Source organism: Candidatus Burkholderia verschuerenii (assembly GCF_001189365.1).
GTDB lineage: Bacteria > Pseudomonadota > Gammaproteobacteria > Burkholderiales > Burkholderiaceae > Caballeronia > Caballeronia verschuerenii.
This window is the reverse complement of the sequence record NZ_LFJJ01000155.1, coordinates 1-14009: the sequence shown is the minus strand read 5'-3', so window position 1 is coordinate 14009 and position 14009 is coordinate 1. Positions and strand designations below refer to the sequence as shown.

At 63.2% G+C, this 14009-nt stretch carries 9 protein-coding genes, 2 tRNA genes and 2 pseudogenes; 8 read left to right on the top strand and 5 right to left on the bottom strand.

The genetic code is table 11. The features are described from left to right. Positions 1 to 186: 186 nt before the first annotated feature. Together efp and earP are read right to left on the bottom strand one after the other, a co-directional pair. Positions 187 to 744, bottom strand: coding sequence for an elongation factor P (efp, locus tag BVER_RS21480; RefSeq protein ID WP_050455010.1), 558 nt, complete (start codon positions 742 to 744; stop codon positions 187 to 189). A 274-nt stretch (positions 745 to 1018) separates the two neighbouring features. After that, positions 1019 to 2197: an elongation factor P maturation arginine rhamnosyltransferase EarP gene (gene earP / locus BVER_RS21475; RefSeq protein WP_050455009.1), complete on the bottom strand. Its 1179-nt coding sequence runs from the start codon at positions 2195 to 2197 to the stop codon at positions 1019 to 1021. A gap of 117 nt (positions 2198 to 2314) precedes the next feature. On the opposite strand from earP, the gene uvrC reads away from it, so the two are divergent. From uvrC to BVER_RS21450, 5 genes are all read left to right on the top strand, one after another. Then, entirely contained in the window at positions 2315 to 4414 is a 2100-nt protein-coding gene (gene uvrC, locus BVER_RS21470; RefSeq protein ID WP_050455008.1) for an excinuclease ABC subunit UvrC, read from the top strand. Positions 4415 to 4522: 108 nt separating this feature from the next. After that, positions 4523 to 5119, top strand: a complete 597-nt coding sequence (gene pgsA / locus BVER_RS21465) for a CDP-diacylglycerol--glycerol-3-phosphate 3-phosphatidyltransferase (protein ID WP_050455007.1) — start codon at positions 4523 to 4525, stop codon at positions 5117 to 5119. 157 nt (positions 5120 to 5276) lie between these two features. Then, positions 5277 to 5352, top strand: a tRNA-Gly gene (locus tag BVER_RS21460). A 77-nt stretch (positions 5353 to 5429) separates the two neighbouring features. Then, positions 5430 to 5503 (top strand) — tRNA-Cys (locus BVER_RS21455). 117 nt (positions 5504 to 5620) lie between these two features. Beyond that, positions 5621 to 6115, top strand: a complete 495-nt coding sequence (locus tag BVER_RS21450) for a GNAT family N-acetyltransferase (protein ID WP_050455006.1) — start codon at positions 5621 to 5623, stop codon at positions 6113 to 6115. Here the strand turns inward: BVER_RS21450 and BVER_RS21445 are convergent. Together BVER_RS21445 and BVER_RS21440 are read right to left on the bottom strand one after the other, a co-directional pair. Beyond that, positions 6110 to 6967, bottom strand: a complete 858-nt coding sequence (locus BVER_RS21445; RefSeq protein WP_050455005.1) for a cytochrome c oxidase assembly protein — start codon at positions 6965 to 6967, stop codon at positions 6110 to 6112. The two genes, BVER_RS21450 and BVER_RS21445, sit on opposite strands and share 6 nt — an antisense overlap. A 21-nt stretch (positions 6968 to 6988) precedes the next feature. Further along, positions 6989 to 7557, bottom strand: a pseudogene (locus BVER_RS21440) (SCO family protein). Positions 7558 to 7910: 353 nt separating this feature from the next. Here BVER_RS21440 and otsB point away from each other — a divergent pair. Together otsB and otsA are read left to right on the top strand one after the other, a co-directional pair. Beyond that, on the top strand, positions 7911 to 8666 hold the full coding sequence (otsB, locus tag BVER_RS21435) for a trehalose-phosphatase (protein ID WP_050455004.1): 756 nt from the start codon (positions 7911 to 7913) through the stop codon (positions 8664 to 8666). Next, positions 8666 to 10049 (top strand): annotated as a pseudogene (gene otsA, locus BVER_RS21430) (alpha,alpha-trehalose-phosphate synthase (UDP-forming)). Before otsB ends, otsA begins: the two are co-directional and overlap by 1 nt. 67 nt (positions 10050 to 10116) lie before the next feature. On the opposite strand, the gene BVER_RS21425 reads toward otsA, so the two are convergent. Beyond that, positions 10117 to 11940: an ABC transporter ATP-binding protein gene (locus BVER_RS21425; RefSeq protein ID WP_050455003.1), complete on the bottom strand. Its 1824-nt coding sequence runs from the start codon at positions 11938 to 11940 to the stop codon at positions 10117 to 10119. Positions 11941 to 12846: 906 nt separating this feature from the next. Between BVER_RS21425 and BVER_RS21420 the strand changes: the two genes are divergently transcribed. Further along, entirely contained in the window at positions 12847 to 13965 is a 1119-nt protein-coding gene (locus BVER_RS21420) for a glycosyltransferase family 4 protein (protein ID WP_232316698.1), read from the top strand. Positions 13966 to 14009 lie beyond the last annotated feature (44 nt).

Here is a 14009-nt window from a genome sequence, read left to right as displayed (position 1 = left end):
GTCGGTCGCCCTTCCGCAGTTGCGCTTCACTTCGCTCGCTGTGGTCAACTTGCCGCGCGACTTGCACCCGCAAGAGTGCGCCCATGCTGGGCGCACAAAAAGGCCGCTCCGAAGAGCGGCTTTTTTGATGGCAGCGGCGACAGGTGTAAAACCGTCGCCGAAAGCCGGGCCGGCGATGCGTAAGGCTTACGCGCGGCTGCGATATTCGTTGGTGCGGGTGTCGATTTCGATCTTGTCGCCGATGTTGCAGAAAAGCGGCACTTGCAGTTCGTAACCCGTGTTGAGCTTGGCGGTCTTGAGCACCTTGCCCGACGACGTGTCGCCCTTGACGGCCGGTTCCGTGTAGACGATTTCGCGAACCAGCGTGGTCGGCAGTTCGACCGAGATGGCCTTTTCGTTGTAGAACACGACTTCGCACGCCATGCCGTCTTCGAGGTAGTTGAGCGCGTCGCCCATCATTTCGGCTTCGACTTCGAACTGGTTGTAGTCGGCGTCCATGAACACGTACATCGGGTCGGCGAAGTACGAGTAGCTGACTTCCTTGCGGTCGAGCACGACCACGTCGAACTTGTCGTCCGCCTTGTAGACGGTTTCCATGCCGGCATTCGTCAGCAGGTTCTTGAACTTCATCTTCACGACCGCGGCGTTACGGCCCGATTTGTTGTATTCGGCGCGCTGAACGACCATGGCATCGCTGCCGATCATGACGACGTTGCCGACGCGGAGTTCTTGTGCGGTCTTCATAAAACTAGTCCTGTACAGATGGATTTGGCGTGAATGCCTGGAACGGTTCGATTCGACGACGGCGCTCCGCTTGTGCCCGGATGCGGCCGACAGTCGAGAGTTTCGGTATGCGAGGTTCCGGCTTCGGTGCGGCTTCGTCGAGATTCGCGGTCTTTTGCGACAGCCTCGTGACCGGCGCTGGGTATAAACAGACCCGAACGCTGATAATGCCCCTCCCCTCGGATAACCGCTTATTTTAACTGAGTTTTTGCCGATTTGGCGAGGCGGCGCGCGCTCAGGTCTCCGGGCGAGACTCCAGGCGCGCTTTGGCATGCGCGACCAGATTGCCGGCCAGATCGCCGATGCGGGCAAGTTCTTCGGCCCATTGCACGGCGCGCGCCTCCAGCGCCATCCGATGCGCCCAAAACGCCGCCCAGTCCGGTGCGCCGTTGCCATTCCAGGCGTGCCAGAAGCGGGTCATGTCGTCGCGTGCGGCGGGCGCGAGGCCGGCAGTGTAATGGTCGAGGGCGGCGTCGAGTTTGGGCACGTGCGCATCGTCGGTCTGGGGATAAATGTACCAGACGAACGGCTTCGCGGCCCATTGCGCGCGCACGAAGGAATCCTCGCCGCGCACGAAGTTGATATCCGCGGCCCACAGCAATTCGTCGAAACGCGGCTGTTCGACGAAACCGAGCGCATGCGCTTCGAGCCCGCCGGCCCGCGCCGATGCGCCCGCCGCGAACCCTTCCAGGCCGAAAAAGCGCGCGATCGCGCCCGAAATGCGTCCTTCCGGCACCAGCAGCACGATCGGCGCGTCGCCGTCGCGCCATTGCGCGAGGAGCGCATCGACGGCGGGATTTTCGTAGGCGAACAGCGAGACGACCGTTTTCGCGCGATCCGGCCGCTCGATGCCCACGCGCGCGCGCCACCACGCGGCGGCATCGAACTGCGTGCGCGCTGCGTCGAGATTGCGCTCCTTGATCACGCCGCCCGTGCCCGCGCCGAGTCCGGGGAAAAAGAAGCTCTTCTCCAGCGGATAACGCGGATGCGGCGACGGCCGCATGTGGAAATCCGCGACCCAGTCCTCGCCGCTCAGATACTCCAGATTGATCCACGCCGGCTTGCGCTCGCGGCGCGCCATCGCGGTGATATAGGCGTGCGGGATTTCGCACGCGAACGCTTCGATGACGACATCGGCAATCTCGAGCGTGTCGCCCGCGTGCATCGGTTCGCGCCAATGTTCGATGACGACGCCCGCCGCTTCCTGCCGCGCCAGCGACGCGTCGACGTCGGGGCAGAGCGCGTGAAAGACCTTCAGATCGTCGACGAAAACGCGCACGCGCCAGCCGTGCTCGGCGCGCAGCTGACGCGCGAGCCGCCAGCAGACGCCGATATCGCCGAAGTTATCGACGACGGCGCAGAAGATGTCGCAAGCGAGGTCGGTGGAAGCGTTGATGGTGTGGGAAGCGGACATGGCGCATCGGCGGCGCTGACGACGGCGCGGCGTAATGTTCTAAACTGGCGATTCTAAGACACGGCTTACTACGGTAGTACAAGGCGCGCCGCGCCCCAAGCATCCGTTCCCCGCTGCATGACGAACACCGACGCCCCCGATCCCGATTTCGATCCGAAAAAGACGCTCGCGCAGTTGCCGCATCTGCCCGGCGTGTACCGCTATTACGACAGCGACGGCAACGTGCTCTACGTCGGCAAGGCGCGCAACCTGAAGAAGCGCGTATCGAGCTATTTCACAAAGACGCTGTACTCGCCGCGCATCGCGATGATGGTGACGCGCATCCGCAAGATCGAGACGACGGTCACGCGCTCGGAAGCGGAAGCGCTGCTGCTCGAAAACAACCTGATCAAGGCGCTGGCGCCGCGCTACAACATCCTGTTTCGCGACGACAAGTCGTATCCGTTTCTGAAGCTCACCGGCCACACGTTTCCGCGCATGGCGTATTACCGCGGCGCGGTGGACAAGAAAAATCAGTATTTCGGGCCGTTTCCGAGCGCGTGGGCGGTGCGCGAGAGCATCCAGATTCTGCAGCGCGTGTTTCAGTTGCGGACCTGCGAGGACTCGGTGTTCAACAATCGCAGGCGGCCGTGTCTGCTGCATCAGATCGGACGATGCACCGCGCCGTGCACGGGCCTCATCAACGAAGAGGATTACGCGCGCGACGTGGCGAATGCATCGCGCTTTCTGCTTGGCCGGCAAGGCGAAGTGATGAAGGAACTCGAGCAGAAGATGCACGCGTTCGCCGCCGATCTGAAGTTCGAGCAGGCGGCGGCCGTGCGCAACCAGATAAGTTCGCTGTCGACGGTGCTGCATCAGCAGGCGATCGAAGTCGGCGGCGAAAGCGACGTCGATATCCTCGCGGTCGCGGCGCTCGGCGGCAAGGTGTGCGTGAATCTGGCGATGGTGCGCGGCGGCCGGCATCTCGGCGACAAGGCGTATTTCCCGACGCACGTCGAAAGCGCGATGTCGCTCGACGACGAGGACGATCTGCCGGACTTAGCCGATGCATCCGAGAGCGCGCCCGCTCAAGTCGAAGCGATCGTGCAGGCCGTCGAGCAAGACGCGCAGGCAGCCGAAATCCCCGTGCAGATCGAGATCGAGATCGAAGCCGAAGCCGAAGCCGAAGATCAGGAGCCGGAAGTCCGCGAAGGCGCGCTCGAATCCGAAGTGCTCGAGGCGTTCATGGCGCAGCATTACATCGGCAATCGCATTCCACCCGTGCTGGTCGTGAGTCACGCGCCGTCGAGCCGGCAACTCGTCGATCTGCTGATCGAGCAGGCCGGGCACAAGGTCACGATACTGCGTCAGCCGCAGGGACAAAAGCGCGTGTGGCTATCGATGGCCGAGCAGAACGCCAAGCTCGCGCTCGCGCGTCTCTTGTCCGAGCAAGGTTCGCAGCAGGCCCGCACGCGCTCGCTCGCGGATACGCTCAGCCTCGAAATGGACGATCTGGCGCTGCTGCGCATCGAGTGCTTCGACATCAGCCATACGATGGGCGAGGCGACGCAGGCGTCGTGCGTCGTGTATCACCATCACAAGATGCAGTCGAGCGAGTACCGGCGCTACAACATCACCGGCATCACGCCCGGCGACGATTACGCCGCGATGCGTCAGGTGCTCACGCGCCGCTACGAGAAGATGGTGGCGCAGGCGGCCGGCAACGCGACCGAAGAAGCATCGCCGCCACCCGAAGACGCCGCCGAATCGACGACGGCCACATCCGGCGGCACGCTGCCGAATATCGTGCTGATCGACGGCGGCAAGGGCCAGGTCGAGATCGCACGACAGGTCTTCTCTGAGCTCGGACTGGATCACGGCATGCTGGTGGGCGTCGCGAAAGGCGAGGGGCGTAAAGTCGGTCTGGAAACGCTGATCTTCGCCGATGGCCGCGCCGCGCTGGAACTCGGCAAGGAAAGCGCCGCGCTGATGCTGGTCGCGCAGATCCGCGACGAAGCGCACCGCTTCGCGATCACCGGCATGCGCGCGAAGCGGGCCAAGGCGCGGCAGACGTCGCGTCTCGAAGAACTCGAAGGCGTCGGCGCGAAGCGGCGGCAGAAGCTGCTGTCGCGTTTCGGCGGTCTGCGCGGCGTGCAGGCGGCGAGCGTCGAGGATCTAGCGAGCGTCGAAGGCATTTCGCTTGCGCTCGCGCAGCAGATTTATCGTCAGTTGCATTGATCCGTCGGGTCCGGCGGCGTGCCGCGCCGCGCGGTCCGCCGCCTTGTGAGCGCCGTATCGACACGGCACAATGGCGGCTCCTTACATGTCCCTCACTGGCTTTCGCCCATGCCGTTCAACTTACCGATCTTCCTGACGTGGCTGCGAATCGTGCTGATTCCGCTCGTCGTGGGCGTCTACTATCTGCCGGACATGATGATGAGCCCGGAGCACAAGAACCTGCTCGGCATGGTCGTCTTCGTGCTGGCCGCGCTGACCGACTGGTTCGACGGCTTTCTGGCGCGCAAGCTCAATCAGACGTCTTCGTTCGGCGCGTTTCTCGATCCCGTCGCCGACAAGCTGATGGTGACCGCCGCGCTGCTCGTGCTGGTGCAGCTCGGGCGTCTCAACGCGGTGATCGCGCTGGTGATCGTCGGCCGCGAAATCACGATATCCGCGCTGCGCGAGTGGATGGCGCAGATCGGCGCTTCGAAGAGCGTCGCGGTGAATCAGCTCGGCAAGTTCAAGACCGTCTGCCAGATGGTCGCCATTCCGATGCTGCTGTTCTTCGGCCCGCTGAAGATTGCCGGCACGCAATGGGAAATGGACACGCGCGTATGGGGCTTGTGGCTCATCGACGTCGCCGCCGTCCTCACGGTATGGTCGATGCTGTACTACATGAAGCTCGCGTGGCCGCAGATTCGCGAGCGCGGCGGCATTCTTTGACGCCAGATCAGTCACTTGCGATAAATTGCGCCACTTGCCCAAAAGATCGCACGAAAAAACAGTTGACACGGTTCTTTGGCTTCTACATAATTTTACTTCTCTGATACGCAACGCAACAAGTGACGAAGCAGCCGGGCAGAGAAAAGCTAGTAAAAACGCGGGAGTAGCTCAGTTGGTAGAGCGCAACCTTGCCAAGGTTGAGGTCGCGAGTTCGAGACTCGTCTCCCGCTCCAGTCAAAGGGGAAGCAGCGCTTCCCTTTTTGTTTAGTGCACCGGCTGGTTCGACGCCGTGCACAAACGAACCGCTTAGGGCGCGGTAGCAAAGCGGTTATGCAGCGGCCTGCAAAGCCGTTTAGACCGGTTCGACTCCGGTCCGCGCCTCCAAATGAAAAGCCCTGACTCGTCAGGGCTTTTTCTATTGCAGTTTCCCTTTCCGGCGCGGTTTCTCCCGCGCGCAGGCGGCATAATCGTCCTCTTCCTTCGCCGTTTCTCCGCCCGTCCATGACCGACCGACTTTCCGATATCGAATGGCGCTGGAAGCGCTTCCACAACCTCACGACCACCGAGGTCTACGACATGCTCGCGGCCCGCAGCGCGGTGTTCGTCGTCGAGCAGAATTGCGTGTACGGCGACATCGACGGGCTCGATATCGACGGCTGGCATCTGCTTGCCTACGGCACGCGCGATGGACGTCCCGCACTGGCGGGTTATCTGCGCGTCTTGCTGCCGGGATTGCCGGACGAAAGCGAGGAGGACGTGCGCATCGGCCGCGTGCTGACGACCGCGCCGTTCCGCGGCATCCGGCTCGGCAACGCGATGCTCGAACGGGCGCTCGCGCATATCGTCGAGCAATGGCCGGACGAGCCGATCAGCCTGCACGCGCAGGCGCATCTGCAGCGCTTTTACGGCGCGTTCGGCTTCGTGCTGTCGTCCGGGATTCACGACGAGGACGGCATTCCGCATGTGTGGATGCGCCGTCCCGGTTTTCCTTCATGAAGCGGTGGCTTTGACCGGCGCACGCTTGCCCGGCGTCTTGCGCTCCGTGCGCAAGCGGTCGCGCGCCGACAGTCGCAGCCAATGCCGCAGCGCGATCAGCGCGCCGATCACGCTCATCATCGAGCCGGGAATCCATAGCAACAGGCCGCCGACCTGCTGATCGCGCATCGGCGTGATCCAGCTGAACGCGCGGCCGCAGATCGAGTAGATCGGATACAACTCGTGCGGCGTGAAGAAGATATACGTGCCGAGCAGGATCTGAGGCGGAATCGCGGCGATCACGACGAGGATGCGTCGGCCGGGCGCGAGTCGCGCGGGCGGGGCGGGACGCGGATCGAGTACGAGCCACCAGAACAGCAGGCCGTCGATCACCATGCTCCAGTTCATCACGCGATAGAGACGCGCATCGAGCATCGCCTTGAAGTGGATCGGCGAAAGCAGCCAGAAATAGATCAGCCCGACGAACAGTACGACCGCGACGATCGGATTGAACACGATGTCGAAGAACACGCGCGCCGGTTTGCTTTGCGTGGCCGGGCGCAGCCAGCGCTGCCGCCAGCCGAACGGCACGCCCGCGCGCAACGCCGCGCCCGGATACGACAGCGCGATAAAAAACGGCCCGAGGTGATGCAGCACCAGATGCTGCAATCGATGCATGAAAAACTCGTGCTCGAAGAAATAATCGAGCCGCGTATGCAGCGCCACGTAAAGCGCGGTCAGCCCGAACCAGAACGAAATGCGCCGCGCGATCGACACGCGCGCATGCCGCGCGCCGCGCGCGAACAGGATCGCGGCGAGCAGCACGCAGACGACGACCGTCGGCGACGGCTCCCATGGATCGAGCCAGTACAGAAGCCAGAAGCGTGTCCATGATCAAGATTCCTTCGCGTCGATCACGCGCTTCAGATCGCCGGCGATGGCGTCGACGGAATCGTGATCGGTGGCGAGCAGCCGCGCGTGGCCATCGCGATCGAAGGTATAGACGGCCGAACTGTGCGTCACTTCGTACGCGCCGCTCGGATCGCGCTTTTCCATCTGATACGCGACGCGATAGCGCTGCGCGACGCGTTTGATCGCGCGATCCGAACCCGTGAGGCCGACCGCGTGTTTATCGTCGAAAGCGCGCACGTAGGCGCGCAGCATCGCGGGCGTATCGCGCGCGGGATCGACGGAAACGAACACGATGCGGGTCTTGTCCGCGTCGGGGCCGACGCGCTGGAGCACCTGCATCAACCGCGCCATCGTTTCCGGTCAGACGTCCGGGCAGTGCGTGTAGCCGAAGTAGAGCAGCGTCGTGCGGCCCGCGAAATCGCGTCCGGTGACGGGCTTGCCGCCATCGTCGGTCAGCGAGAAGTCAAATGTCCGGAGACGTCCGTCAGATGCCACGGTTGCGCGGGTTTGGAGCACGCGGCCAGAGCGCACAAGGCGATCATGGCGATCATGGCGATCAGCGCGCCGACTCGAGACCATCGGAAAGAACGAAAAAACGAGGCGTGCATCGAAGAAGTTCATGCGCCGCATCGCGCGGCGGATTGATGTTTGCTGAATGGTTTGCTGAGTGAACTATCGCAAAATACACGCCTTTGCCGCTTCAGTAGGCGCATCATCGTGCTTGCAGTGTATTTTTGAGACAATTCGCCGCATGGGGCAAGCGTCGCGAAAGTCGGACGGATCCGAGCCGTAAGACTTAAGCTTTCGGCGCTGCAAGGCGGCGCGCGTATGATGCGCGCACTTCGCGCCGGGGCGCATCGCGGCTCGCGCGCCGGCAAACGGGCAACCTACAGGTCAACAATCGATGCAAATTCTTCCCGATTCCCTGTCTCTTGCCGAGACCGCGTTTTTCTTCGACTTCGACGGCACGCTCGTCGAACTCGCCTCCACCACGCCCGATGGCATTTTCGTGCCGCGTTCGGTGCCCGATATCCTCGCTGCCTTGCGACGCGCAACCAACGGCGCGGTCGCCGTGGTGTCGGGGCGCGGCATCGACAGTATCGATTCGTTTCTGAAGACGCCGGACTTGCCGGTCGCCGGCATGCACGGCGCGGAACGGCGCGATTCGAACGGCGACGTGCAACGTATCGGCTTCAACGACGAGCGGCTGCTGCGCATGGAGCACGCGCTGGAGAAGGTCGTCAACGCGAATCCCGGCATGCTGCTCGAAATCAAGGGCGCGGCGCTGGCGCTGCATTATCGGAACGCGGCGGATCGCGAGCCGACCGCGCGCGCCGCGACCGAGCGTCTCGTCCACGAATACGCCGATGCCTACGTGCTGCAGCCCGGCAAGATGGTCTACGAGATCAAGCCGAAGGACGTCGACAAGGGCCGGGCCGTGCGCGCGTATATGGGCGAGCCGCCGTTCATGGGCCGCAAGCCGGTGTTCATCGGCGACGATCTGACGGACGAGAAGGGCTTCGCGGTCGTCAACGAATTCGACGGGCTGTCCGTGAAAGTCGGTCCGGGCGATACGGTCGCGCGCGCGCGGATCGAATCGGTGGAGCTGCTGCTCGACTGGCTTCAGGTGATTGCGGGAACGGCCGGGAAGCACGCCTGATGGGTCGCCTGATCATCGTATCGAACCGCGTCGCGCCGATTTCCGAAGGCGGCCCGGCGGCGGGCGGCCTCGCCGTCGGCGTGTACGACGTGCTCAAGGAAACCGGCGGCATGTGGTTCGGCTGGAGCGGCGACGTGCTCGATACGCCGCCCGACGCCATGAAGCTCGAAGAACACGGCCCGGTGACCTTCGCGACGATCTGCCTGCTCAAACGCGACTACGACCAGTACTACCGCGGCTTTTCTAACGCGACGCTGTGGCCGGCGTTCCACTATCGGCCGGATCTGATCGAGTTCGATCGCCACGAATACGAAGGCTATTGCCGCGTGAATCGCTGGCTGGCGGAGAGGCTCGCGCCGCTGCTCAAGCCGGAAGACGTGATCTGGGGCACGACTATCACCTGATTCCGTTCGCGCAGGCCTTGCGCGCGCTGGGCGTGAAGAATCGCATCGGCTTCTTTCTGCATATTCCGTTTCCCGCGCCGCAGATTCTGCTGAGCGTGCCGCGTCATCGCGAGCTGATCGAGGCGATGTGCGCGTTCGATCTGCTGGGCTTTCAGACCGAGCCGGATTTGCGCGCGTTCTGCGATTACGTCGCGACGGAAGCGGGCGGGGCGCTGGTCCGCGACGGCGCGAAGCCTGTCTCGATCGACGCGTTCGGCCACCAACTGAAGGCGGCGGCGTATCCGATCGGCGTCTATCCCGATGAAATCGCGGCGCTCGCCAAGGACGGCGAAAGCGGCCGCGATGTCGAGATCGTCAAGGCGACGCTGCATCATCGCAAGCTGGTGATGAGCATCGACCGGCTCGATTATTCGAAGGGACTCGTCGAGCGTTTTCGCGCCTTCGAACGGCTGATCGAGCACGATCCGAAGCAGCGCAACAACGTGTCCTTCCTGCAGATCGCGCCGCCGACACGCTCGGACATCGATGCGTATCGCGACATCCGGCTGCAACTGGAAGCGGAATCGGGGCGCATCAACGGGCGTTATGCGGAGCTCGACTGGACGCCGATCCGCTATATCCATCGCCAGTACGAGCGGCCTGTGCTCGCCGCGTTGTTCCGCGAGGCGCATGTCGGGCTCGTCACGCCGCTGCGCGACGGCATGAATCTGGGGTGGCGAAGGAATATGTGTCGGCGCAGGATCCGGACGATCCGGGCGTGCTGGTGCTGTCGCAATTCGCGGGCGCGGCGCGCGAGCTGACGGCGGCGCTGATCGTCAATCCGCTCGATCTCGACGATATGGCCGATGCCCTCGCCACCGCGCTCGCGATGCCGCTCGACGAGCGCAAGTCGCGCTACGTCGAGATGATGGCGCTGCTGCGCGAGAACAACGTGTCGGTCTGGCGCGACAACTTCCTGCGCGATCTGAAGGCGCGCTAGAAACCAGGCGGGCATAAAAAAGCCGCGTTTCCCCGAAAGGAACGCGGCTTTTTCGCGTACGCGAAAATCAGGCGGGCTGCTTGTGCGGCGTCGCGACGATCGAAGGCAGCTTGCCGTGCTGCTTCGCCAGCAACTCGCGATACAAACCCGGCCGATCGCGCAATTCCTGCAGCGAGCCATCGTCGATGACCTTGCCCGCGCTCATCACGATGATGCGATCGAAGTTCTGCAGCGTCGACAAACGGTGCGCGATCGCGATCACCGTGCGGCCGACCATCAGCCGGTCGAGCGCCTGCTGGATCGCTTCTTCCGATGCGCTGTCGAGCGCGGAAGTCGCTTCGTCCAGCAGCAGAATCGGCGCGTTCTTCAGAATGGCGCGCGCAATCGCGATCCGCTGACGCTGACCGCCCGACAGCTTCACGCCGCGATCGCCGACGATCGTGTCGAACCCTTCCGGCATCGCTTCGATAAAGTCCGTGCAGCGGGCTTCGCGCGCGGCGGCGAGCACTTCCTCGCGGCTCGCATCCGGACGGCCGTAAGCGATGTTCTCGAACACCGTGCGATGGAACAGCGAAATATCCTGCGGCACCAGCGCGATCGCGTGGCGCAGGCTGTCCTGCGTGATCGCGGCGATTTCCTGCCCGTCGATCTTGATGCTGCCCTTTTGCGTCTCGTAGAAACGCTGCAGCAGCGCGAGCACCGTCGACTTACCCGCGCCCGACTTGCCGATCAGCCCGACACGCTGACCCGGCGCGATATTGATATTGAAGTTGTCGAGAATCGGCCGGCGGCGCGGATATGCGAACGTGACGTTTTCGAAGTCGACGCTGCCGCCTTGCGGCACGAGTTCGGTCGCATCCGACCGGTCCGGCATGCTGTGCGGCTCGAGCAGCGTCTGCACCGCTTCCGCGAGACGCGCGACGTGCTGCGTGACATCGACCAGCGCCACGGCCAGATCGCGCGTGCCGTGCAGGATCGTGAAGCCCAGCGAACTGACCAGCACGATATCGCCGGAGGTCGCCTGACCTTTCGACCACAGCCACAACGCCCAGCCGAGCAGCCCGGCGGAGAGAATCGCCGTCACGACCGCGTGGAACAGGCGCAGCTTTTCGAGGTACAGCAGGCTTTGCTGACGCGCGACCATTTCGGCCTTCACCGTCGAGCCGAAGCGCTTCTGCTCGCGGAACGTCATGCCGAACGCGCGCACCAGCGCCATATTGCCGATCACGTCGACGAGTTCGCCATCGACCGACGCCGCCTTCGACGCAAAGCTGTGATGCCGCGCCGAGCCGCGCTTGGCGAGCCGATACAGCACGAAGGAAAGAATCAGCGACGCGGTCATCAAACCGGCGGCCATCAGCGGATTCACCGAGACGATCATCACGATCGCGCCCAGCACCGCGATACACGGCGGCAGGACGTTCCACGCCATCACGTTTTCCGACGTGTAGATGGCGTTCGACGTTGCGGTGATCCGGCTCGCCAGCATGCCCGGCTGTTTCTCGGAGAAGTAAGTCGGCGAGTGGCCGCTCAGATACGAGAACAGTTCCTTGCGCAGATCGCCCGTGACGATGACGAAGACGTGCGCGCCTACCCAGCCGCCGACCCGCCATAGCAGGTTGTCGGCGGCGATCAGGCCGACCAGGATCATGAACGCGCCCCAGAGCGGGCCGGGATGTCCGCGTCCCTGGCCGAGCACGTCGATCAGGTGTTTGATCGCGTATTGCGAGGCGAGGGCGCAGCCGACGGCGGCGAACACGCTGAGAAGAACGATGGTATGCGCGACCGGATGGCGCTTGATGTAGCGCATCAGGAAGGCGAGCGGGCGATGCGCGTAGCTCGCGAGCTTCGCATTGTGCGCGTTACGCTGGGAGACGGTGAGTTGGTCCAATGGTCTTTTTTCGTCGTAGAGCGGTTGAGCGTATGTTGCGCCTTCGGGCCTTGCGTGCCGCTCGTGCGATGCCGCTGCACGATCCGGGCGCGCGATTGCGGCCCGATCCGGCGCGAATGACGTCAAACAAGGCGACGCGGCGCCGTCTCCATGCCTGAATTGTAGCCAGTATCAGGGGAGCGCAAACGTCATTCGGACAAACGATGCCCGAGCTTGTGTGTCGGTCCGAACATCTCGACATCCTGTTTAGCACGGCGGGCCTGCAGCCGCGCGGGTCTTACGGATTCTTCGTGTTCTCTCAGGGCGCGCATTGTAAGCACATTGCGCCCTTTTTGCGATGAAGCCGCGCGGTTCCGCGGTTCGTCATCGTTTCGCCATCGAACACTTGCGAGGTGGGCGTCGTGTGGAAAAGCACGCGGCGCGCCAGCATCGCCGAAACAACTGCTTCATTTGCTGCGCCGCGAAGCGCGAGGCAACGCCCGCGCGTTAAACAGCGCGTGGACTCAATGTAGAACAACCTTAATAAACAGGGGTTTGCAAAATGTATCCCCCTTGTAACAAGGTAAATAAGTTGAAATGCCTACGCTCGCCGGCGTGTAAAAGACTCCATAATCCGCTCCGGGTTTTCACCTAAGTTTTTTGACAGGTTCTTGTAGGAAGCAGTCAACCACGGAAGCCGATGCGCGTTTATTGCTATGCGCGCAGGTTTTTTGAGATATGGACCCGCAATTGCTTGGTCCAGTCGGCTGCGCCCCAACCCAAGTGATCGGCGACCCCGCTTTTCACTCGTGCACCAGCTCTTGCACCGCGGCCCACGCGCCGCGGAAAGCTTCGCCCGAGCCGAGCGATTCGCTTTAACGTCAACACGACAGTAGTACCAGACTGACTATCCAGGAGTATCACGACATGCGAATCGCTCAAATCGCGCCCCTCCACGAAGCTGTTCCGCCGAAGCTCTACGGTGGCACGGAACGCGTGGTGTCTTACCTGACTGAGGCACTCGTGGATGCCGGACACGATGTCACGCTCTTCGCGAGCGGTGATTCGCAGACGTCGGCGAAGCTCGAAGCGTTCTGGCCGCAGGCGCTGCGCCTCGACCCGACCATCCGCGACGTGATGGCGCCGCACATGCTGCTGCTCGAGGAAGTCCGCCGCCGCGCCGACGAATTCGACGTGCTGCATTTCCACATCGACTATTACCCGTTCTCGCTGTTCGCGCGCCAGCCGGTGCCGTTCCTGACGACCATGCACGGCCGTCTCGACCTGCCCGAACTGCAGCCGGTGTTCAACACGTTCAGCGACGTGCCGGTCATCTCGATCTCGGACAACCAGCGTCAACCGCTGCAACAGGCCAACTGGCTGTCGACGGTGTATCACGGTCTGCCCGAAAACGTGCTCACGCCGATCCCGAATGTCGAGCCGGGCTACCTCGCGTTCCTCGGCCGCGTGTCGCCGGAGAAGGGTCTCGACCGCGCGATCCGCATCGCCGGCCAGGCGGGCATGAAGCTCAAGGTCGCCGCCAAGATCGACAAGGCCGACCGCGCCTATTACGAAGAAACGATCAAGCCGCTGATGGCGCTTCCGCACGTCGAGTACATCGGCGAAATCGGCGAAGCCGAAAAGCGCGAGTTCCTGGGCAACGCGCATGCGCTGGTGTTCCCGATCGACTGGCCGGAGCCCTTCGGTCTGGTGATGATCGAAGCGATGGCCTGCGGTACGCCGGTGATCGCCTTCAATCGCGGTTCGGTGCCGGAAGTCATCGAAAACGGTGTGTCGGGCTTCGTCGTGGAAGACGAACTCAGCGCGATCGCCGCCGTGAAGCGCCTGGATCAACTGCCGCGCGCGAAGGTTCGCGCCGCGTTCGAGCAGCGTTTCTCGTCGAAGGTCATGGCCGCGAACTACGTCACCGTGTACGATCGGCATAGGGGCGGCCAGCAAGCTGGCCGGTCCCCTGCCACACCACCCTGCCACACCACCCGGCGTGCGGGTCCGCACCGGGCGGTTCGGGAAGTTGAGGTTATGTGAGGTGAGGCATGCCAAGACGATCGAAGTAGGCAATCGTCAGCACG